Origin of the sequence: Paraburkholderia terricola, assembly GCF_900142195.1 — a bacterium.
GTDB lineage: Bacteria > Pseudomonadota > Gammaproteobacteria > Burkholderiales > Burkholderiaceae > Paraburkholderia > Paraburkholderia terricola.
In genome coordinates this window covers 152,092-175,404 of sequence record NZ_FRAB01000007.1, presented here as the reverse complement: position 1 = coordinate 175,404, position 23,313 = coordinate 152,092, and the positions used below count along the sequence as shown (strand labels likewise).

General features: G+C 63.6%; 14 protein-coding genes. 8 read left to right on the top strand and 6 right to left on the bottom strand.

Annotated elements, in window-relative coordinates:
- The first annotated feature begins 217 nt into the window (after positions 1-217).
- The 4 genes from BUE39_RS08715 to BUE39_RS08700 all read left to right on the top strand — a co-directional run bounded on the left by BUE39_RS08715 (position 218) and on the right by BUE39_RS08700 (position 12,277).
- The gene (locus tag BUE39_RS08715) at positions 218-9,247 is read left to right on the top strand and encodes a hemagglutinin repeat-containing protein (RefSeq protein WP_073428243.1); all 9,030 of its coding nucleotides are present in this window, start codon (positions 218-220) and stop codon (positions 9,245-9,247) included.
- A complete protein-coding gene (locus tag BUE39_RS34095) occupies positions 9,244-9,477 on the top strand; it encodes a hypothetical protein (RefSeq protein ID WP_143031917.1) in 234 nt (77 codons plus the stop codon). Before BUE39_RS08715 ends, BUE39_RS34095 begins: the two co-directional genes overlap by 4 nt.
- A gap of 707 nt (positions 9,478-10,184) precedes the next feature.
- A complete protein-coding gene (locus tag BUE39_RS08705; RefSeq protein WP_073428242.1) occupies positions 10,185-10,451 on the top strand; it encodes a hypothetical protein in 267 nt (88 codons plus the stop codon).
- 71 nt (positions 10,452-10,522) lie between these two features.
- Entirely contained in the window at positions 10,523-12,277 is a 1,755-nt protein-coding gene (locus BUE39_RS08700) for a ShlB/FhaC/HecB family hemolysin secretion/activation protein (protein WP_073428241.1), read from the top strand.
- 443 nt (positions 12,278-12,720) lie between these two features.
- Here the strand turns inward: BUE39_RS08700 and BUE39_RS08695 are convergent, their stop codons facing one another.
- From BUE39_RS08695 to BUE39_RS08675, 5 genes are all read right to left on the bottom strand, one after another.
- Positions 12,721-14,010 carry a THUMP domain-containing class I SAM-dependent RNA methyltransferase gene (locus BUE39_RS08695; RefSeq protein ID WP_073428240.1) on the bottom strand — a complete coding sequence of 430 codons (1,290 nt, stop codon included), beginning with the start codon at positions 14,008-14,010 and terminating at the stop codon, positions 12,721-12,723.
- Between the two features lie 680 nt (positions 14,011-14,690).
- A complete protein-coding gene (locus tag BUE39_RS08690) occupies positions 14,691-15,389 on the bottom strand; it encodes a PqiC family protein (protein WP_073428239.1) in 699 nt (232 codons plus the stop codon).
- Positions 15,386-17,044 carry a PqiB family protein gene (locus BUE39_RS08685; RefSeq protein WP_073428238.1) on the bottom strand — a complete coding sequence of 553 codons (1,659 nt, stop codon included), beginning with the start codon at positions 17,042-17,044 and terminating at the stop codon, positions 15,386-15,388. Before BUE39_RS08685 ends, BUE39_RS08690 begins: the two co-directional genes overlap by 4 nt.
- On the bottom strand, positions 17,037-17,687 hold the full coding sequence (locus tag BUE39_RS08680) for a paraquat-inducible protein A (RefSeq protein ID WP_073428237.1): 651 nt from the start codon (positions 17,685-17,687) through the stop codon (positions 17,037-17,039). Before BUE39_RS08680 ends, BUE39_RS08685 begins: the two co-directional genes overlap by 8 nt.
- A 7-nt stretch (positions 17,688-17,694) precedes the next feature.
- Positions 17,695-18,486, bottom strand: a complete 792-nt coding sequence (locus BUE39_RS08675) for a paraquat-inducible protein A (protein ID WP_073428236.1) — start codon at positions 18,484-18,486, stop codon at positions 17,695-17,697.
- 418 nt (positions 18,487-18,904) lie between these two features.
- Between BUE39_RS08675 and BUE39_RS08670 the strand changes: the two genes are divergently transcribed.
- The 4 genes from BUE39_RS08670 to BUE39_RS08655 all read left to right on the top strand — a co-directional run bounded on the left by BUE39_RS08670 (position 18,905) and on the right by BUE39_RS08655 (position 22,234).
- On the top strand, positions 18,905-19,465 hold the full coding sequence (locus tag BUE39_RS08670; RefSeq protein WP_073428235.1) for a cytochrome b: 561 nt from the start codon (positions 18,905-18,907) through the stop codon (positions 19,463-19,465).
- A gap of 8 nt (positions 19,466-19,473) precedes the next feature.
- Complete coding sequence (locus BUE39_RS08665) at positions 19,474-20,037, top strand: YceI family protein (RefSeq protein ID WP_073428234.1); 564 nt, start codon at positions 19,474-19,476, stop codon at positions 20,035-20,037.
- A 68-nt stretch (positions 20,038-20,105) separates the two neighbouring features.
- The gene (locus BUE39_RS08660; protein WP_073428303.1) at positions 20,106-20,675 is read left to right on the top strand and encodes a YceI family protein; all 570 of its coding nucleotides are present in this window, start codon (positions 20,106-20,108) and stop codon (positions 20,673-20,675) included.
- A 281-nt stretch (positions 20,676-20,956) separates the two neighbouring features.
- Complete coding sequence (locus tag BUE39_RS08655) at positions 20,957-22,234, top strand: MFS transporter (RefSeq protein WP_073428233.1); 1,278 nt, start codon at positions 20,957-20,959, stop codon at positions 22,232-22,234.
- A 111-nt stretch (positions 22,235-22,345) separates the two neighbouring features.
- Here BUE39_RS08655 and secF read toward each other — a convergent pair whose 3' ends face one another.
- Positions 22,346-23,296, bottom strand: coding sequence for a protein translocase subunit SecF (secF, locus tag BUE39_RS08650; protein WP_073428232.1), 951 nt, complete (start codon positions 23,294-23,296; stop codon positions 22,346-22,348).
- Positions 23,297-23,313: the final 17 nt, after the last annotated feature.

Genomic DNA, 23,313 nt, shown 5'->3' with positions numbered 1-23,313 from the left:
CGGAGAAAACGTTGGCAGAAGTTAGACGCCGACAACAGCGATAGTCTTTGCCCGCGTCGTGCGTTTTTTTCGCCCGCATGGGCTGGAAGAACCGTCAATCAGACGACGTTGATTCGATGTGAAGTGTTGCGCGCGGGCCGATGTTGACAAACCTTGACAGTGGTCTTCGTCGGGTTCCACTACGTTACGGGTCCGTTACTGATTTCGCGCAACAGCAATGAACCGAGGAACGCACAGGCTGGTGTTCAGCCGACTGAGAGGCATGCTGGTCGCCGTCGGGGAAACCGCCACCGCAACGGGGAAGCAAGCCGGACAGACCACGTTGCACAGCCGCAGAGATGCGGCCGGTCACACCGCGCCATTCACGCTGCGGCAGATCGCCTTCGCCGCCCTGGCGCTGCTCGGCGCATTGCCGGCGATCTCGGGCGCGCAGATCGTTCCCGGTGGCGCGCATGCGCCCTCCGTCATCCAGACGCAGAACGGTCTCGATCAGGTGAACATCAACCGGCCGTCCGGCGCCGGTGTTTCGGTGAATACCTACGGCCAGTTCGACGTGCAGCAGCGCGGCGCGATCCTGAACAACTCGCCGACCATCGTGCAGACGCAGCAGGCGGGCATGATCAACGGCAACCCGAACTTCGGCCCCGGCCAGTCCGCGCGGATCATCGTCAACCAGGTCAATAGCGGCGCGGCGAGCCAGATCAACGGGCATCTGGAAGTCGCGGGCCAGCGCGCGGAAGTGGTGATCGCGAACGGCTCGGGTATCAGCGTGAACGGCGGCGGCTTCATCAACACGTCGCGCGCGATCCTGACGACGGGCACGCCGAACTTCGCCGCGGACGGCTCGCTGACGGGTTTCAATGTGACGGGCGGCAACATTACCGTGCAGGGCGCGGGGCTGAATGCGTCGAACGTCGATCAGGTCGATCTGATCGCGCGCGCGGTGCAGGCGAACGCGGCGATCCATGCGAAGAACCTGAATGTCGTCACGGGTGCGAATGCGGTCGGGCACGACACGCTCACGACCACCCCAATCGCGGGCGATGGTCCGGCGCCGGGTGTGTCGATCGACGTAAGCAACCTGGGCGGCATGTACGCGAACCGCATCGTTCTGGTCGGTACGGAGAACGGCGTTGGCGTGTCGAACAGGGGCGTGCTCGCGGCGCAGGCGGGTGATCTGATCCTGACCGCGCAGGGCAGGCTCGTGCTGGCGGGGCAGACCAACGCGAGCGGCAGCATCAACGTATCCGCTCGCGATGGCATCGACAACACCGGCACCACCTACGCGCAGCAGAACGTCACGGCGGACACGTCGGGCGCAATCACGAACAGCGGCGTGCTCGCCGCGCAGCAGAACACGACCGTCACTGCGGGCAGCGTGGCCTCGACCGGTACGCTCGGCGCGGGCGTGAACGGCGACGGCACGATTGCCAATGCGGGCGACCTGTCGGTTTCCGCCCAGGGTGCGCTCAGCGCGACCGGCCGTAACGAAGGCGGCGGCAACACGACGATCCAGGGCGCGTCCGTCAGTCTCGCCGGCAGCAACACGTCGGCGAATGGCACGCTGACGCTGGCGGCAAGCAGTGGCGACCTGGACCTGTCGGGTGCGACGACGACGGCAGGCGGCGCGCTCGACGCGAGCGCGGCGGGCACGCTCACCAACGACCACGGCAACCTGTCCGGCGGGTCGGTCCAGGTGACGGCGGCGAACGTGTCGAACCGCGACGGTCAGTTCGTTTCGGGCGGCGCGCTCAACGTCACGTCGGCGGGCGGCCTGTCGAACCAGGGCGGAACGATCCAGGCAGCGGGCGCACTGTCCGCCGCTACCGGTTCGCTGGAGAACACCGCGGGCCGCATCGTGTCGCTCGGCAGCGACGGGATGACCCTCACGACGACGGGCGCGCTCGTCAACGGGACGGGCGGCACCATCGGCACAAACGGCGCGTTGAGTGCGTCAGCGGGCACGCTCGCGAACCAGGGGAAAATCAGCGCGGCGAGCGATGCAACGGTTCGCGCGCAGGGCATCGACAATCACGCTGGCACGATCGGCGCGGGTGGCGCGCTCGATGTCACCACGACCGGCGCACTGAACAATGCGGCCGGCACGCTGTCAGGCGCGGCGACCACCGTGTCAGCGGCGTCCATCGACAACACGAGCGGCGGCATCGAAGGCGATACGCTGGCTGTCTCGGCATCGGGCGACCTCACCAATCGCAGCGGCAGGCTCACGCAATACGGCACAAGCGACCAGACCGTCAGCGCGGGTGGCACGCTCGACAACACGGGCGGCACGATCGCCTCGAACGCGAACAGTCTGACGGTGTCGGGCCGGTCGGTCGCGAATGACAGCGGCACGCTCCAGCACGCGGGCACAGGCTCGCTTGACGTGAGCGCGACGGCGGCGGTCTCGAACGTCGCGGGTACGCTCCAGACGAACGGCGCGCTCGCCGTCAGCGGGGAGCGCCTCGATAACACCCACGGCACGCTGTCCGCGCAGAAAGCGGCTCAGGTCGACGTGGCCTCGGACATCGTGAACCGGAGCGGCACACTGTACGGCCACGACGGCCTGACCCTCACCGCTCAAAGCGGCATCGACAACACGGACGGCTCGGCGCAGACAGCGGGCGACCTGTCGGTGACGGCGGGCGGCGCGCTGTCGAACGCACGGGGCACGCTGACCGCCAACGGCGCGCACGGCGTGGTGAACGTGACGGCGGCGAGCCTCGACAACACGGCGGGCAGGCTGACCAACGCGGGCGACGGCGTGACGACTGTTTCCGCCGCAAGCGTGACCAGCACGGGCGGCACGCTGGGCGGCAATGGCGACGTGACGCTCAACGCCCAGACGCTGGCGAACGACGCGGGCGCAAATCTCGTCGCGGGCGGCGCAGCGAACCTGAACGTCATGCAGGCCGTGAACAACGCGGGCGGCACGATCTTCGGCGGCACGGCGCTGAACCTGAACCAGGCGGGCGCGGCTGTGATCAATGACGGTGGCGCGATCCTGGGCGGGTTGGATGTGTCGGTCAATGTCGCTTCGCTGTCGAACGCGGGCGGTGCGATCCGCGCGAATCGCGACATCGCGGCAAGCGGTACGCTAGCGGGCGACGGCGACATGGTCGCGGGCCGCAACCTGTCGCTCGCGGTCCTCGGCGACTACACCAACAGCGCGGCCAACAACCTGCACGCCGATGGCGACATGAGCGTGAGCGCGACCGGCACGCTGACGAACGCCGGCACGCTCGCGGCGGCGGGCGCATTGACGGCGACGGGCGCGAACGTCGTCAATTCGGCGGGCGCGGACATCAATTCGTCGTCCACGACCGTGAACGCAGTGGGCACGCTCACGAACGATGGACGCATCGAAGGCGACACGGTCACCACCTCCAGCGCGACGCTCGCGAACACCGGTACGGTCATCGGCAACAACGTCACCGTGAACGCGAACGACGTGCGGAATACCGGCGCCGCGGCCGTGATCGCGGGCGCGAACAGCGTCCGTCTATATGCGCAGAACTCCGTCACCAACGCCGACGGCGCGCTGATCTACAGCGCCGGCAATCTGGAGATCGCGAAGGACGGCACGCGCGACGCATCCGGCATGCTCGCGAACCAGACCGGCTCGCTCACGAACAGCGCCGCGACCATCGAGGCGGATGGCGATATCGACATCGCCGCCCGCACGGTGAGTAACGTGCGTACGGGTGTTGTCACGCAGGCGGGCACGCCGCAGGATGCGGGCTCGACTACGCTGACGCTCTGGACCGGGGGGATGTCCGTCGATGACCTCGGTTTCTACGACAGTTTCGACTATCCGCAGTGGAGGTGGAGCCCAGGGGCGATCGGCGGGGAGAGTATCGGCAAGTTAATGACGCCGATCACCGTCACGGTTCCGAAATCGCAGGTCGCCAATCTGGACGCAACCAAGCAGACGCTCTCGCTCACGCAGCCGCTGACCGACACGTACATCAGCGCCACTACGCCGCTCGTCGAGGTCTGCAACGCCCACGATTTCTGCAGCCAGCAACACGTCAAGGCGACGCGCACGATCACCAGCAACGCGACGCAGTATTACAACAGCATTACGGACAACGGCAGCACTTACACGATTACCTTGTGGCCGGACTACGATCCGAAGACGAACATCCGGCCTGACCAGGTGGTGGTGCGAACCGACCTCGGCTCGGACAGTCACGACTACGTGGAGATGTCGCGCACCTCGACGACGACCACGGCGACCGACCAGCTCGTCAGCGCGGGCAACGCGGCAACGCTCCGGGCCCAGGGCGCGATCCGTATCAACGCGGACGGCGGCAGCATCAGCAACCAGTCGTCCACGATGGCCGCGGGCGGCGATCTGGTTCGCCGCGCCACGGGCGGCAGCGTCAACGATACGGGCATCGTGCTTCAGCAGACCGTCACGCAAGACTCGCAATCGACGTTCTACTGGCACCAGAAAACCGGCGGCAGCAACGACACGCAGGTGATTGGCACCGGCATCACCCAGAGCACGACGAGCGTCGATGCACTGCCCGCGATTGCCACGTCGAACCAGACGGTGCAGACCGATGCGCGGGATATCAGCATCAATTCGGTCAACCGTCAGGGGCAGACGGTTGCAGGCTCGGGCGTTGCAGGCGGCAGCGCTGACGGCACGCAGACGGGCACCATCAGCGGTCAGTCGAGCCGGCCACAGACGGTCGGCGGCGCGACGGGCGGCATTCCGAACCTGAAACTGCCAGTCAGTGGCCTGTACACCTACAACACGGCACCGGGAGCCACCTATCTGGTGGTTACCGATCCGCGCTTCACGCAGTACGGCAGATTCATATCGAGCGACTACATGCTCGGACAGCTCGGGCTCGATCCGCAGAAGATCCAGAAGCGCCTGGGCGACGGGCTCTATGAAGAAAGGCTGATGCGCGATCAGGTCACACAACTGACCGGCCGCACGTTCCTCGCGGGCTACACGGATAATCTCGCGCAATATACGGCGCTGATGAACAACGGCGTCGCGTATGCGAAGGCGTTCGGGCTGGAACCGGGCATTGCGCTGTCGCCCGCGCAGATGCAGCAACTGACCACCGACATGGTGTGGCTCGTGTCGCAGGACGTGACCTTGCCGGACGGTTCGCACCAGACGGTGCTGGTGCCCCAGGTCTATCTCGCGCAGTCCAGCACGGTTGACTTGGCGCACAGCGGCGCACTTGTCGCGGGTAATGCGGTGAACCTGAACGCGAGCGGCGACGTGAATAACAGCGGCCACGTCAGCAGCAATCTCGCGACGACCATCATCGGCAACAACATCACGAACCGCGGCGTGATCGGCAGCGCGGGCGCGACGGCTGTCGCAGCGGTCCAGGACGTGCGCAACACGGGTGGCCGGATCGGCGGCGGGGACGTCGTCGTGCAGGCGGGGCGCGATGTCGTCAATGAGACGCAGACCTATGGTGTGTCGAAGTCGTTCGGCTCGAACACGCTGACGGGCAGCGTCACGGGAACCGGCGTTGACGCGATCGGCACGATCTCGGCGACGAACAGCGCCACGGTGATAGCCGGGCGCGACGTGAACCTGACGGGCGCGACGATCCAGGCGGGCGGCAACGCCGCCATTGCGGCGGGCCGCGACCTGACCGTCGGCACGATCACGCTGACCAGCACGCAGGACGTCCAGACACACGACGGGCTGAACGGCGGACACGACAGGGTCACGCAGAACCTCGGCAGCGCGATTGTCGCGGGCGGGAACCTCGCGACCGTGTCGGGGCGCGATACGACGTTCACGGGTGCGACGGTGCAGGCAGGCGGCGATGCCGCGATGGTCGCCGGTAACAACCTGACGGTGACGGCGGCGAAGGACACGCACGAGCATCGGGAGCAGTCGATGGGCGGCAGCCTGTCGCATCACACGAGTTCGTCCTATGACGAGTCGGTGCAGGGTTCGAATGTGAGCGCGGGCGGCAATGTGACGCTCGCGGCCGGCCAGAGCGGCGGCGGCAATCTCGCGATACTCGGCTCGAGTGTGACCACCGATGCGGCGGGCACGGGTGGCGTCAGACTCGTCTCGACGGGCGACGTGACGATCGGCAGCGTCGGCGAAACGCACGATTCGCAACGCTGGTCGCATGATGAACGTTCGGGCTTCCTGTCGAAACAGAAAACGACCGACGCGGCCAGTTCGCACCAGGTGATCGCGCAGGGCTCGACGGTATCGGGCGATACGGTCACGGGCGCGGCCGGTCACGACATGACGGTCAGCGGTTCGACGATCGCGGCCACGCACGACGTGACGCTCGCGGCGGGCAACAACCTGACCATCAACACCACGCAGGACACGAGTGAGAGCAGCCACTTCCATCAGGAGGTGAAAACCGGTCTGGGCAGTTCGGGCGGGGTCGGCATCTCCTACGGCAAGGTCGACCAGAAGGACACGACGCACGACAGTTCGGTGACGCAGAACGGGAGTCTCGTCGGTAGCACGGGTGGCAGCGTGAATCTGTCCGCGGGGGCGGACCTGCATGTGACGGGCAGCGATCTGATCGCGGCGCGCAACGTGACGGGGACGGGCGCGAATGTGATCATCGATGCGGCCACCGGTACTAGTCATCACGACGAGGTGCATGAGGTTAGCAAGAGCGGTTTTACGCTGGCTGTGAAAGCGCCTTTGCTCGATGCCATTTCGAACACCGTTGATCAGGCGCGCGCGGCGAGCCACGGTCAGGATGACCGTGCGGCAGCGCTGCACGGCATGGCAGCGGCGAGTAGCGCGATCGATGCATATGGCGCGGGCGGCGGCGCCGTGTCTGCGATTGCGGACGGCGGGAAGCCCGAAGCCAAGATCGAACTCAGTTACGGCAGCAGTCACAGCAGGAACACGTTCGCGGAAGATTCAACCACGAACCAAGGCTCGTCCGTTTCGGCGGGGGGCACGGCAGCATTCGTCGCGACCGGCAACGGCACGCCGGGAAGCGGCAACCTGACGATTGCCGGTTCGAACGTGAACGCGCATGATGTGATCCTCGCGGCGAAGAATCAGGTCAATCTCGTCAATACGACCGATACCGATTCGACGCGCAGCACGAACCAGTCGAGTAGCGCGAGCGTGGGTATCTCCTATGGCACGCAGGGCTTCGGCGTGTCGGCGTCGATGTCGAAAGCGCACGGCGACGCGAATAGCGACGCGGCGATGCAGAACAACACGCATGTAACGGCCGCGAATACCGCGACGGTCATTTCGGGCGGCGATACGAACATCATCGGCGCGAACGTGAACGGCCGGCAGGTGAACGCCGATGTGGGCGGGAATCTGAACATCGCGAGCGTGCAGGATACGATGACGAGCGCCGCGCATCAGGAAAGCACGGGCGGCGGATTCGCGATCAGCCAGGGCGGCGGCAGCGCGAGTTTCAGCCATACCAATGCCAATGCCAGCGGCAGTTACGCCGGCGTGAACGAACAGGCCGGAATCCAGGCCGGTGACGGCGGGTTCAACATCAGTGTCAAGGGCAACACGGACCTGAAAGGCGCGGTGATTGCCAGTGATGCGGAGGCGTCGAAGAACGTGCTTTCGACGGGAACGCTGACCTTTAGCGACATCGAGAATCAGTCGAGCTACAACGCGCACTCAGGAGGGTTCAGCGGGGGCGTAACGACCGGCGATGGAGGCGCGAACTACGGCACCCACGGCCCGGCGTCGAGCAAGAACGCGGGCGGCGGCGCGCCGATGCTGAGCCAGAACGACAGCGGCAGCGACAGCGCAACCACACGTAGCGGCGTCAGCGCGGGCACCATCAGCGTGACGGATGCGACCAACCAGACGCACGACGTCGCCGGCCTGAACCGCGACACGTCGAACACTAACGGCACGGTCGAGAAACTGCCGGACGTGAGCAACCTGCTTGACCGGCAGGCGGACATGATGGCGGCGGCGAGCGCGGCCGGCGAAGCGGTGTCGCGACGCATCGGAGACTTTGCGCAGTCGAAGTATGACGAGGCGAAGGCAAATGGCGATCAGACCGTTATGGATGCGTGGAAGGAAGGCGGCACAGCCCGGGCGGAAATGCAGGCTGCGGGCGCAGCGCTCGTGACCGGCCTCGCAGGTGGCAATGCGATTGGCGGCGCGGCGGGCGCGGGTATCGCGTCGATCGCTGGAGGCAGGCTGAATGAACTGAGCGAGGCGATCGCGGGTTCTAACCCGACTGGCAACGCCGATATGAATACGGCGCTGGGCAGCATTGTGGCGAACGTGATTGCCACGGGTGCAGGTGCTGCGGTTGGTGGCGATGCGGGAGCGTTCTCAGGATATAACGTGGACCGGTTCAACCGCCAGTTGCATCCGGATGAGCGCCAGTGGGCGAAGGATAACGCGAAGGCGTTTGCCAAGTTTTACTCGGATCAAATCGGTCAGACGATTACAGAAGATCAAGCGCAGACCATGCTGCTGGCGAACGGGTATCGGCTAGTTGATGCAGCGGCAAGCAAGGGGCCGGGCGGTAACGCGTTGGCGGCGGCCTATATCAACCAGAACGGAGGCAATCTGTTTACGGCGACGCCGGCCGAGTACAACAGTCCGTTCCTATACAGCAACAAGGATGGATCACTGACGCCGGAGCAACGGGCATTGCCGGGAGCCGTCGCTAATCCTAAACTCGGCCTCGCTATTGCGGGCGCGTTGGCGGCACCGGCAGTCCTTCCTGTACTGGCAGCGATACCGGGTGCGCCGATCTTCGGGATCGACGGGGCATTAGGTTCGGGGGCCTGGGCATCATCGACGGGAACCGGCGTAATTAGCGCGGGCATCAATGCGGGCTCACAGTATTACCAGAACGGGACGGTCAATCCCATTGACGTGGCCATTGCTGCGATATCGGGAGGTGTTGGCGCATCCGGCAAGCTGGGATGGAACGTATTCGTGAATGGCGTGGGTGGTGCGACAGGCACGGTGATCAATAATGCGGTGTATGGCAGAAATGACAGCATCATAGGTTCAGGTATTACGAGCGGCGCTCTGTCTGCGGTCGGTTACACAACCGGTAAGGCCGCTGAATCGTGGATTAACTCCTCCCTCCGGCCAACTATAAACAACGCCAATGGGTGGGCTACAAGTGGTATTTGGTCGGGAAGCGGATGGAACCTAATCCAGCCAAACGCAATGGGAGTGATCGGTGGTTCTATTGGCGGTGGCATTACACAAGAAGCTGTAACACCGCTAGTGCCCACCCCATCCATTGGGGGAAATAAGAAATGAGTCGTTGGGTTATTGCGTTTGTAGGTGCATGGGGAATCTGCCTTGCGGGAATGTATGTCGCATGGCTGGTTGGGCTAACCTTGAATTGCCTGTTTGCCACAGGATGCTTCGAGCAATTAAGCATTGGTAGCTTGGTTGCAGCAGTGAATCTGAAAAGCGTCTTTGCAAGAGGCACCCTTCTTGCCATTGCCTTTATTGTGATTGCCTGGATTAGTCGTCGAAGACAATAACAAACAGCAAACCCGGCCTTCGCGCAGGGTTTGCTGTTTGTGGAGTGTTTCAATCCGGCGTGATGACGAACGGGTTCACGCAGGACCATTGGGACGCACTGAAACGGCATGGTAGTGACTTTCAAAATTTGATCAATTCAAAAATCAATAGCCTTTTAAACAAGAAAAGCCAATGAAAGTTCGATTCATTGAAGATGGAAATGTTTCAGGATGGTTGCGTACGATGTTTGTCGTGATTGGTGTAATGCTGATTATACTTCCGACAAAGCTTATGGAAGCTTCCTGGCTATGCTTCTGCCTTTTGTTGAGTGGCTTGGTACTAATGGCAGTCGAAGGGTTCGCCGCGCGCGCATACGCTAGGGATTAAACCCTTCGACAACAGCTGCAAGAAGGCACGCGATAGCTACAAAACCGACGTTGACGAAGATAAAAAACAGTGAAAATCAAAAAATCTCCGGGTGCTTTATCGTAAATGATCAGATGGCTAATAGGGTTTCTACTTGTCTGGGGAATCTGCCTTGCCAGTGTCTTTATCGCGTGGCTGATCGGCTTATGCATTCATTGTGCTTTTATAGCCGGCTGTCTTGCCCGGTTGGATGTTCATAGTCTCTTCGCCGCAGTGAATGGTCACCAGCGGGCGTGGTACGAACACCAGTCTTTGAAAATTTTTTTAGTTATTTCGGATCTCAAACTTCCAAAGGGAAAACATGAAGGCCAGATTCATCGACAACGGCAACCTGGCTTCATGGCTTCGCTTGACGCTAATCGTTATTGGAATAGGGCTTGCCGCGGTCGCGCTTGAATGTCAACTTCCGGTTTTTTGGGCGAGAGTTTTTTTGTTAGTCGGCTTTTTCTCAGTGATTGTCGGCGGAATGACCAGTCGAGCTAAATTGCTCAATATCAAGCCGTTCGATAACAGCTACAAGAAAGCGCGCAATAGCTACAAGTCGAAAGACGACGGGAACGGCAAATGAGCTGCTGAGACAGCAGCGGGCTAACGACGCCCGCTGTTGCGTGTTGTATCGAATCACGGAATGAAACACCCATGAAACTTAGAAAGCGGCTGGCGGCGCTGCCGCTCACAGCCCTGGTATCACTCGCGTCCCACGCGCAACACCCGCCGACGCCAGCCGACGAAGCCGCCGCAGCCCGCGCCAACGCCGAGCAGAACCAGCAGGTCCAGCAACAGCGCGAATCACAGGAGCGCGCAAAAACCGTCAACGCGCCCTCGGTGCGTTCGACCGCGCCCGAGGCGGGCCCCTGGCCGGATCTTCCGACTGAGCAACCGTGCTTCCGCATCGAGTCGTTCAAGCTCGACGTCCCGGCGACCCTGCCCGATAGCGTGCGCAAGCACGGCGCGTCGGCGCTGCCGCTCGACCGCTTCGCCTTCGCGCGCGAATGGCTCGACCACTACCGGGGCCAGTGCGTCGGCAAGGGCGGCATCGACACGCTCGCGAAAGGATTGCAGCAGACGATCCTTTCACGCGGCTACATCACCACACGCGTACTCGTCCCACAACAGGACCTGTCAACCGGAACACTGGCCTTCGCACTCGTGCCAGGCGTCGTGCGCCAGATCCGCTTCGCCGATCCTGAGACGCGCGGCACATGGAAAACCGCATTCCCCGCGAACAACGGCGACCTGCTGAACCTGCGCGATCTCGAACAGGGACTCGAGCAGATGAAGCGCGTCGCCTCGCAGGACGTGGACATGAAAATCGAACCGACCGACATGCCGGGCGAAAGCGATGTCGTGGTGAGCGTGAAGCGCTCGAAGCCCTGGACGTTCGTCGCATCGGTCGATAACTCCGGCACGGAAGCGACGGGCAAATGGCAGGGCAACTTGAGCCTCGGCATCTACAACCCGCTCGGCCTGAACGACGTGTTCACGGTCGGCGCGAACCAGGACCTGTCGTTGCGTAACAAGTCGCTCGGTTCGCACGGCTTCAACGGTTCGTACTCGGTGCCGTGGGGCTACTGGACGGCGACCCTGTCGGGCAGTACGAACACCTACTACCAGCCTCTCGCCGGCGCGAACGAGACATTCGTGTCGAGCGGCAACGCGCAGACAACCGCGCTACGTCTCACGCGTGTACTGAGCCGCAGCCAGAACGACGTGTTCGGCGTCGAGTTCCAGCTTTCGAAACGCTTCGGCGAAAGCTTCATCAATGACGCGAGCATTCCGACGCAGCGGCGCAACAACACCTTCATCGAAGCGGGCCTAACCGATCGCCATTACTTCGGCGCATCGCAGTTCGACGGCACGCTCGCCTACCGTCAGGGTATCGACGGACTCGGCGCGACGCCGGACCCGTATCCGGGCGGCCCCACCTACCGCTTCCACATGACCGTGCTCGACGCGAACCTGTCGGTGCCGTTCTCCGTTGCGAAACAGAACTTCCGCTACGTGACGACGCTTCACGGCCAGTTCACGAACGACACGCTGTTCTACCTGGACGACCTGACCATCGGCAGCCGCTACACGGTGCGCGGCTTCGACGGTGAAACGATGCTGGCGGCGGAGAAAGGTTTTTACTGGCGCAACGAACTGCAGCTGTCGATCGGACAGACAGGACAGTCGCTGTACGCGGGCATCGATTACGGGCGGGTGTTCGGCCCGAACACGGCATTCCTGGCGGGAACGCAACTGGCGGGCGCGGTCATCGGTATCCGTGGCGGCATACCGGCGAAGTACGCGGGACTCGCGTATGACCTGTTCGCGGCAACGCCGATCTACAAGCCGTCCGGCTTTCCCACCGCGCGCGTGACGGTGGGCTTCCAACTCACCGCGCAGTTCTAACCGGCTCAGGCAGAACTCGCATCGACGAGCCCCGTCGCCCACCACCTCTCATCCAATAGCTCGCCCTACGTCGAGTACGACGGCGCAGTCCGCTATGGCGAATTGCTGACGGCGGGGGACATGCGCGACCGATTGCCCGCCGCATACAACCGCATCGCGGCAGATTTCAGCGCACAGGAAGAGCAGAGGATCGGCGCGTCGCAGCGACGGCGCTCCGCGGCGGCGTTAAAGAATGTCCTCGAGCCTCGAAGCCAACCCAAGAGCGAGCGTCGCCGGATTTGCTCATTGGATTCCACGACGGCAACGGCAGGGCGCCCGGCGAGACGGAAAGCAACAGGAAGAGCGGAGAGGAGCCGCGATCGTGAGCGCGGTCCTAACCGGAGTACCTCGAAAAAAACGCGGACCTAGGTCCGCGTTCGCTGGTTCGACGCGCAATCGCTGCGTCATTGCGCCGGCGTATCGCTTTGCGGCCGCTGCCGAACGCTGCCCGCGATCAAATCGAAACGGAACAGCCGGCATTCGAGCGCGCCGTTAAAGAGCGGCGTCTTGGTCGATTCACGCAGACGCAACTGCCCGGGCAGCTTGCGATCCGACGTGAGAATGAACGCATGCCAGCCGGTGAAGCGCTGCTTCAGCGCGTCGCCGAGCGACTGGAAAAACTCGCTGTCAGGTGCTTCTTCCTGGGCGCGACGGAAACCGTCGTCGTCGCGGTTCTCGCGATTACCGCGTTCGCGGATTTCGCCACGCGCATTGCGGCCGCGCACTTCGATCCGTTCGCCATACGGCGGATTCGCAACGAGGATGCCGGGCTCCGCGCTCGGCGGCGTCATGCCGCGCGCGTCGACCTGCTTGAGCGGAATGGTCGGCAAACCGGCGCGCTGGAAGTTCGCGCGCGCCTTGTCGAGCATGTCGCCGGAAATATCGCTGCCGTAGATCTGGATATCGGCGCGCGAATTGCGGGCCGCCTGCTTCGCGTCGAGCGCGGCGGCCTTCAGCGTTTGCCAGGTCCTGGCGTCGAATTGCTTGAGCTTTTCGAAGCCGAAGCGGCGTTCAGCGCCCGGTGCGATATTCAACGCCACTTGGGCGGCTTCCGCGAGGAAGGTGCCGCTGCCGCACATCGGATCGTAGAGCGGCGTGCCGGCGGTCCAACCCGTCAGACGCAGGATGCCCGCCGCCAGATTTTCGCGCAGGGGCGCCGCGCCCTTGTCGAGGCGCCAGCCGCGCTTGAAAAGCGGATCGCCCGAGGTGTCGAGGTAGAGCGTGCAATCGGTGGCCGTGAGGAACGCGAACACGCGCACGTCGGGCATGCCGGTGTCGATGCTCGGTCGCGCGCCGCTGACTTCACGCAGACGGTCGCAGATCGCGTCCTTGACGCGCAGCGTCGTGAATTCGAGGCTACGCAGCGGCGATTTGATCGCGGTGACGTCCACGCGCAGCGTTTCGTTCGCGGAGAACCACTGCTCCCAACGCTGTTCGACGGCAAGCGCGTACACGTCCTGCTCGCTGCGATAGGGCCGATGCGCGATCTTCAGCAGCACGCGGCTCGCGATGCGCGAATGCAAATTGGCGGCCATGCCGGCGGCCCAGCCGCCGCGGAAATGAAGGCCGCCCGGCACTTGCGCGCCTGCCGTAAACGGCGCGCCGTTCAGGTGTTGCGCGGCAATTTCGGCGAGTTCGGCCGCGAGCGAGGCTTCAAGGCCGCGTGGGCAGGGGAGGAAGAAATCGAAGGACATTGAGTTGCCGGAAGGCGTTAGATAAGGCGCCATTGTACGCGGTCGGGGTGGGACCGGCGGCGCGCCGGCTGCGCGGTTTCCCGCGGATGCCGGAACACGCCGCCGGAACTCGCGCTGCCAGATCGCGCAACGCGACGGCGAGCGCACCGCATCGCGCGACAAACAAGTCCCGCGATTTGACCGCCCTACAGAAGACGAACGCAAAACACATGGCCGCGCGAGTTTCGCGACGCGCGCCGACGCCACGACCGAAATAAAAGTGCCCAGTGTTGTAAAGCACCGCGACGGCCGACCAGAGTGCCGGGTATCGCAAAGTGCCGCGACGGCCGACCAGAGCGACAGGTGTTGCAAAGTGTCGCGACGGCAGACCAGGGTGTAGGTGTTACGAAGCACCGCGACGGCGCGCGCAGCGCCGCCGGAAGAATGATTGCCTTGTCACGAACGCGGAGTGCGCGAGAACACGGATTCCAGATGCACCACTACGCTTTCCAAGCCAGGGGACCCGCTTCAGAACTGGCGGTGTGAGCCGCTTTCTTTGCCTACTTTCTTTGCGGCGGCAAAGAAAGTAGGTGCCGCCCCGCACAGGGGCAACGCTAATAGACCATTAACAACACAAGGAGAGGCCAACCAGCAACAGCACAACCACCACCCAAACCGCCGAGCAGGCAAAAAAAAAAGCCTCAACCCCCACCCCCCGAAGGGCACCCCGGCACACCCACACCCCCCCCTTTCCCCCGCGAAACAGAACCAGCCATAGCCTTTACAGCAGCCCCAACCTGCAAGGAAACCTGCTCCAACGCCTGCCGATGCCCCTTCACCAGAGAATCATACCCACCGCCAACCGGTTCACTAACCACACTCCGGCAAGTCATCACCACCGCACTCCGCACAGCCCGCACACTCCACACCGCATCGATCAACGCATGCGACCCAGGCCACGACTCGAACCGCTGCACGTTCATGCTGACTCGATAAACCGGCGTCGCATCCGGATAAGCGGTGCCGTACACATCGATGGTATCGAGCTGCTGCGTCAGAGTGGTCGACAAAGCCCGGCGAATCTCGTCCCCCGGCAGGGACGCCCAACGCTCCTGTTCGAGCACGCTGACTTGCGTCGGCGCCGTCTGCACGACCAACTGATTTCTTGCCACTTGCGGCGGCACGTTGATCGGCGCGACTTCGATCAGCCACGCGGGCGCAGCCGAAGTCCGCGTGCCGACAGAAGCCGCGGCGCCGGTCACGCCGCCATCGCTCAATGTATAGAAGCGGCTCGAAGGCGACGAACAGGCCGTCATCGCCAGTAATCCGGCCAGGGCGCCAGCGTAAACGGCGCCGCGCACGGGCCCGCGCGGCAGGCGAGGGAGCCGGGCAAACATCATGGTTTATCTCCTGATTTACCGCGCAACAGCGATTCGGGATGACGCTCCAGATAATCCGACAGCGCGTTCAACGATTGCAACGTGCGCGTGAGTTCCTGCAACGCCTGATGCACATCCGACTGCAACGGCGAGTCCTGCTGCAACGTCGCCTCGGCCGAGCCGAAGGTCTGTTTCGCGGCTGCCAGCGTGTCGCGGGCCTGCGGCACGACTTCCTTGTCGAGTCGGGTGAAGAGCTGATCGGCGTTCTTCAACGCGCTGTTCAGGTTGGCACCGATCTGGTCGAACGGCACCTTGTCGAGCTTCTTCGCAATGTCGGCGACCTGCAGCTGCAATTCGTCGAGCGTGTTCGGAATGGTCGGCAATTCGAGCGGATCGCTTGCGACGTCGACGGTGGCCGGCGGCGCTTTCGGGAAGATGTCCAGCGCCACATACAACTGGCTCGTGATCAGATTGCCGGTACGCAACTGACCGCGCAGGCCATGCTTGACGAGCTGTTGCAGCATGGTTTGCCCCGCGATGCTGCCCGGCACCGGAGCCGTTTCGCGGAAGCGCTTGCCGAGCCGGTCGGGGTACAGGTTCATCGTCACCGGCATGGTGAAGCTGCGTTTCTGCGGATCGTAATCGATGCCGATGTTGGTCACCTGGCCCAGCACGATGCCGCGGAAATCCACCGGCGCGCCGACCGACAAACCACGCAGCGACTGGTTGAAGTTCATCACCACGCGCAGCGGCACGCCGTCCGGCTCGCGCATCGCGTCGGCTTCGTCGGAGCCGAGGCGGAACGTCATGTTGTTCGGCGCCTGCGCGCCCACCCCCTGGCCGGGCGGCGACTCGAACGACAAGCCGCCGACGATCACCGTCGCGAGCGACTGCGTGTTCAGCTTGAAGCCGCTCGAGTCGAGCCGCAGATCGACGCCGCTCGCATGCCACCAGCGCGAATTGGTGCCGACGTACTGGTCGAACGGCGCGGACACGAACACCTGCATGGTGACGCCCGTGCCGTCCTTGTCCAGCGAGAAGCCGACCACCTGGCCGACCTGCACGCGCCGGTAGAAGATCGGCGAACCAATGTCGATCGAGCCGAGCGACTCGCCGTGCAGAATGAATTGATGGCCCTTCTGGTCGCCGGTGATCGGCGGCGGCGTTTCGAGGCCGACGAAGTTTTTCTCGGTCTCCGACGAATGACCCGCGTCCGCGCCGATGTAGGCGCCCGAGAGCAGCGTGGTGAGCCCCGAGACACCGCTTGCGCCGACGCGCGGGCGCACCACCCAGAAGCGCGAATCCTTGACCGCGAAGTCCTCGCCTTCCTTGGTCAACTGCACCTGAACCAGAACGTGCGAAAGATCCTTCGACAGCGTGATGGTCTTGACCGCACCGACGTCGACGTCCTTGTACTTGACCTTGGTCTTGCCCGGTTCGAGGCCCTCGGCGCTGGTGAAGCTGAGCGTGATCGTGGGGCCTTTCTCGGTCACCGATTTGATCACGAGCGCGATGCCGATCAGCGCGGCGATCAGCGGAATCACCCAGACGAGCGAAGGCAGCCAGCGGCTGCGGGGCTCGATCTCGGGGTCGGGCAGTTGGGGCGGCAGCGTGGGTCCGTTCGAATCGTTGCGCGGCGCCTCGGAGGCGGGCGTCGGTCCTTGCGGGCTAGTCATGGTCTGGATCCTGAGGTTCTTTGGTATTGCCTTCCACGTGATCCCAGATGAGCCGTGGATCGAATTGCATGGAGGCCATCATCGTCAGAATCACGACGGAACCGAAGGCGATTGCCCCCGGCCCGGCGGTGATGACGGCGAGCGATTTGAAGCGCACCAGCGCGACAGTCAGCGTGACGACGAAAATATCGAGCATCGACCAGCGGCCGATCCGCTCGACCATCCGGTAAAGCGTGGTGCGTTGCCCCGGCCGCCAGCGCGAGCGGCGCTGCGCGGTGACGGTGAGCAGCACCAGCACGCTCAGCTTGAGCATGGGCACCATGATGCTGGCGACGAACACGATCACGGCAAGCGGCCAGTCGCCCGAGGTCCAGAAATAGACGACGCCGCTCATGATGGTGTCTTCTTCGGAACCGAGCAGCGACGAGGTGTGCATCACCGGCAGCAGGTTGGCGGGAATATACAGCAGGGCCGCGGCGATCAGCAGCGCCCATGTGCGCATGAGGCTGTCGGGATTGCGCGAGTGAAGGCGCGCGCCGCAGCGCCCGCAGTGCTGCGCGGTGACCGAGCGGATGCGGGGTTCGACTCTTCCGCAGGCATGGCAGGCGACGAGACCCGCGCGCTTCGCGGTGACGTATTTCATCGTGCGCTCACCCGTGACGCGGCTTCGGCGGCGCGCCGCGCGGCGAAGCGGGGGACGCCGGCGTTTGTGCCGCGCTTTGCACCGCGCTTCGCCCGGCATTGTGCATGCCGGGCGGCGCGGGTGGCCCGGCAACCGAACTGACGGCCGCCGCCGCGCTGTCGGCGGCGGTACGCGGTCGCGGCCGCCGCGTGCCGGCGCCCAGCTCGTCGGCGAGATCCCACAGAATGCGCGGATCGAACGTCACGACCACCGCGAACATCAGCGTGAGCGCGCCGAACGCAAAGAGCGCCGCCTCGGGAATCACGCGCGCGAGACTCACCATCTTCACGATCGTGATCAGCACGCCGAGCATGAAGACCTCGATCATGCCCCACGGGCGCACGAATTGAATCGCGCGCAGCACCTGGTTGAAGGCGGGCGGCACGTGGCCCGCGCGCAGCGGGATCAGCACGTAGAGCAGCGCGACCAGTTCGGTGAGCGGAAACAGCACGGTCGAGCAGAACACCATGACGGCGACGATCTGCATGTCCTCGTTCCACAGCGCGACGAGCGCGCCGAACAGCGTGGTTTGCGAGGTGATGCCGTTGGCTTCGAGTTCGACGATGGGAAAGCCCTGAGCGATCAGGAAGGTGATCAGCGCGCCGAGCGTCATGGCGCAGATGCTGTCGAGCTTGCGGGAGACCCCGCTGTAGAGCGTTGCGCCGCAGCGCGGACAGCGCGCGACCTTGCGCCCGACAAGCGTTGGCTTGCGGAACAGCGTATCGCATTCGTGGCACGCGATCAGGTTCTCATGGTCCATGCGGCAAAAGGCCTACGGTGTGAGGGGGAGCGTGCAATACCGGTTCTTGTCGCGCGGGTCTGCAAAATTTGCAGCAATAGTACCAAAACGCGCCCGGGCGTCGCGCCGGCCGCACCCCGAATACAGTTGCGACGCGGGCTGCGTCGCCGTTCGACTGGTTTCTAACGGAATCGCCGTGGCTCTGACAACCTCCGTCCCTAATTGTTCAATAGGGATGCACAGCGATTGAAAGCTTCCAGCGGCGCACTCGACACGAGCCGCAGCCAGCTTTTTCCGCTTGGGGTAGCATGGCGGCCTTGGCGTGTGCCGCATGGCATGTTCCGGTGAAATGTTCCCGTTGGATGCACGGTTTGCATCCGCATGGGGAATAGCGGGGCCGGCCGCGCCGTTAACCTTTATTGGCTCGTGCTGATCTGTCATGGCAATCAATCCTTCCTTCGGCGAACAGGAGTCGTACACGCGCACCGCGATCGCCTTTCACTGGCTGATCGCGCTCCTGATCGTGTGCGGCTTCGCGCTCGGCTGGGTGATGACCGACATCCCCGGCTTCACGCCCACCAAGCTGCGCTACTTCTCGTGGCACAAGTGGATCGGCGTGACGGTGTTCGCGCTCGCGGTGCTGCGCATTCTCTGGCGCGCCACGCACGTCGGCCCGCCGATGCCGCGCCGCATGCCGGCCTGGCAGCGCGGCGCCGCGCATCTCACGCATGTGTTGCTGTACGTGCTGATGATCGTGATTCCCCTGTCGGGCTATCTGTACAGTTCGGCGGCCAACGTGCCGGTGGTGTACCTCGGGCTGATTCCGCTGCCGCGCCTGATCGCGCCTGATCCGCATCTCAAGGAACTGCTGAAGAACGTGCATATCGCGCTGAATTACATGTTGCTCGTGCTGGTCGCGCTGCACGTCGCGGCCGCGCTCAAGCATCAATGGCTGGACCGCGACGGTCTGCTGTCGCGCATGCTCCCTTTCATCAAATAAGGACGACCATGAAAGTTTCGTTTTACCGCTACATGCTCGCCGCGTTCGCGGCGGCCTCGTTGACCGCGGCCGGCAGCGCGCTCGCCCAGGTCGACGTCGCGAAGAGTTCGGTGACGGCCACCTCGAAGCAGATGAACGTGCCGGTCGAAGGCAAGTTCGGCAAGTTCACGGCGCAGGTCAAGTTCGATCCGGCGAAGCCCGCCGAGGGCAGCGCGCAGATCAACATCGACGTCGCCAGCTACGATCTCGGCGACGAAAGTTATAACGAGCAGGTGCGCGGCAAGGACTGGTTCGACGCCAGGACCTATCCGAGCGCCACCTTCGTTTCGAGCGCGATCGCGCCCGCCGGCGGCAACCAGTTCAAGGTGACCGGCAAGCTGACCATCAAGGGCAAATCGCAGACGGTGGTGGTGCCGGTCACGGTCACGCAGCAGGGCGGCACGGAAACCTTCGACGGTGCGCTGCCGATCAAGCGTTCGCAATTCGACATCGGCACCGGCGAATGGAAAGACACGTCGGTGGTCGCCGACGAGGTGGTGATCAAGTTTCATATCGTTGCAGCACGCAAGTGACGTTCGCTGCGCTGTTCCGGCGCAGCCGCTTTTTTTCAAAGACCAAGGAGCATGAATTGAAAACATCCATGTTGATCGCCGTTGGCGCATTGGCTTCCTCGCTCTCGCTCGGCGCGTTCGCCGCCGCCGACACCTATCAACTCGATCCGACTCACACGTATCCGAGCTTCGAGGCGGATCACTTCGGCGGCCTCTCGGTGTGGCGCGGCAAGTTCGCCAAGAGCTCCGGCACGGTGACGCTCGACCGCACGGCGAAAACCGGCACGGTGGAGGTGACGGTCGATCCGGCGTCGGTTCAGACCGGCAACGGCAAGCTCGACGAGCACCTGCAGGGCTCGGATTTCTTCGACGTGGCCAAATTCCCGTCGGCGACTTACAAAGGCACCGACATCAAGTTCGACGGCGACAAGCCGGTTGAAGTGGTCGGCAGCCTGACGATGCACGGCGTGACCAAACCGCTGAATCTGAAGATCGAATCGTTCAAGTGCATGCCGCATCCGATGCTCAAGCGGGAAGTGTGCGGCGTCGAGGCGAGCGGCCATTTCAGCCGCGCCGATTACGGCATGGATTCCGGCGTGAAGTACGGCTTCAATATGGATACCAAGCTGCATATTCAGGCCGAGGGCATCAAGCAATAAGCGCCTCGACACGCCTTTTTGCCTGATCGCATTGAATGGCGTCCACGTTACGCCGCAACAAAAACCGCTTCCATTCGCTTTGGCGAGGAAGCGGTTTTTTATTGCCTGTCTGAAGCGCCGCAGACCTGAGGTAGCGGCTCGCCGTCATTTGGCGATAGCATCCGTTTAATTTTTAAGATACATAGAGCGCTGAGGCCGGTTGGCTGCGCGCGCAGCCAGTCGGCCATATCGGGCGTAAAAGAGCCCGAATCAATAACAGCTCGCGCGAATTGGAGATCTTCATGGACGCAACGACAGCCGTCAGCCGGGCGGGAACCCGGCAGAACTCGTGGCGAGCGGTGGTCGCCGCCTCGATCGGCAACGCGCTCGAATGGTTCGACCTCGTGGTGTACGGTTTTTTCGCGGTGATCATCGCGAAGCTGTTTTTCCCGGCCGGCAATGAGACGGTCTCGCTGCTGCTCACGCTCGGCACCTTCGGCGTGTCGTTCTTCATGCGGCCGCTGGGCGCGGTGGTGATCGGCGCTTACGCGGACCGCGCCGGGCGCAAGGCGGCGCTCACGCTGTCGATCGTGCTGATGATGGGCGGCACGCTGATCATCGCGGTCTTGCCGACCTACTCGAGCATCGGCCTCGCCGCGCCGGTGATCCTCGTGATCGCCCGTTTGATGCAGGGTTTCTCGGCGGGCGGCGAGTTCGGCAGCGCGACGGCGTTCCTCGCCGAGCATGTGCCGGGCCGGCGCGGTTTCTTCGCCAGCTGGCAGGTGGCGAGCCAGGGGCTGACCACGCTGCTCGCCGCCGGTTTCGGCGCGCTGCTGACCGGCGAACTCTCGCCGCAACACATGGCGTCGTGGGGCTGGCGCGTGCCGTTCGTCTTTGGTCTCCTGATCGGGCCGGTCGCCTGGTACATCCGCACCCGGCTCGACGAGACCCCCGAGTTCCTCGCGGCGGAAACCACCACCACGCCGCTGCGCGACACGTTCACGAGCCAGAAGCTGCGCTTGCTGATCGCAATCGGGGTGGTGGTGCTGGGGACGGTCTCCACCTATCTGGTGCTGTACATGCCGACTTACGGCGTCAAGCAACTGGGGCTCGCGCCCTCGGTCGCCTTCGGGGCGATCGCGTTGACCGGCGTGATCCAGATGCTGTTCGCGCCGCTGGTCGGCCATCTGTCGGACCGCTACGGGCGCACCACGATCATGCTGGCGCCGGCGCTGCTGCTGCTCGTCCTGATCTATCCGGCCTTCGTGTATCTGATCGCGCATCCGAGCTTCGGCACGCTGATCGCGCTGCAGATCGTGTTCGGCTTTCTGATGACGGGTTACTTCTCGGCGCTGCCGGGTTTGCTCTCGGAGATGTTCCCGGTGCAGACGCGTACCACCGGCATGTCGCTCGCCTATAACATCGCGGTGACGATTTTCGGCGGCTTTGGGCCGTTCATCATCGCGTGGCTGATCGGCTTCACGGGTTCGAAGGCGGCGCCGAGCTACTACCTGATTTTTGCCGCCGTGGTGAGTCTCGTCGCGTTGATGGCGGCGCGGCGCAAGCTCGGGTTTCGCTGAGGCGCGAAGTTTTTTCGCCGCGCCTCGGCGAGCGCGGCGGTAAACGCAAAAGGCCGGTTCGAGAGAACCGGCCTTTTGCATGGAGCTGCGAAGTCTGCGGCTACAACCGGCTCAGACTTGCGCGCCCGCGTTCGGATCGTTTGGATCGGTGCCGACCTTCTTGTCCTTCAACAGATCTTCACGCTTCACGCCGAACCACATGGCGAGCGCCGCCGCGACGAACACCGACGAGTAGATACCAAACAGGATACCCACCGTCAACGCGAGCGCGAAGTAGTGCAGCGTGGGGCCGCCGAACAGGAACATCGACAGCACCATCATTTGCGTACAGCCGTGCGTGATGATCGTGCGCGACATCGTGCTGGTGATCGCGTGGTTGATCACCTCGATCACGGTCATCTTGCGTTCGCGGCGGAAGGTTTCGCGAATCCGGTCGAAAATAACCACCGACTCGTTCACCGAATAGCCGAGCACCGCGAGCACCGCGGCCAGCACCGACAGCGAGAACTCCCACTGGAAGAACGCAAAGAAGCCGAGAATGATGATCACGTCGTGCAGGTTCGCGATCACGCCGGCCACCGCGTACTTCCATTCGAAACGGAACGACAGGTAGATCACGATGCCGATCACCACGCAGGCGAGCGCGAGCAAGCCGTCCGTGGCCAGTTCCTTGCCGACCTGCGGGCCGACGAACTCGACGCGCTGCAATTGCACCTGCGGCGTCTCGGTTCGCAGCGCGCCCATCACCTGGTCGCTCTGTTGCGCGGACGTAAAGCCCTGCTTGAGCGGCAAGCGGATCAGCACGTCGCGCGAGGTGCCGAAGTTCTGCACTTGCGCGTCGGCATAGCCGAGTCTCGCGAGCGTGCCGCGCACCGGTTCGAGCGGCGCGGCGCCCGGATACTGCACTTCGATGACGGTGCCGCCGGTGAACTCCACCGACAGATGCAGCCCGCGATGCAGCAGGAAGAACACAGCGGCAAGGAACGTCAACAGCGAGACTGCGTTGAAGATCAACGCACGCTGCATGAACGGAATGTCTTTGCGAAAACGGAAAAATTCCATGGTCTTGTTCTCCGGGA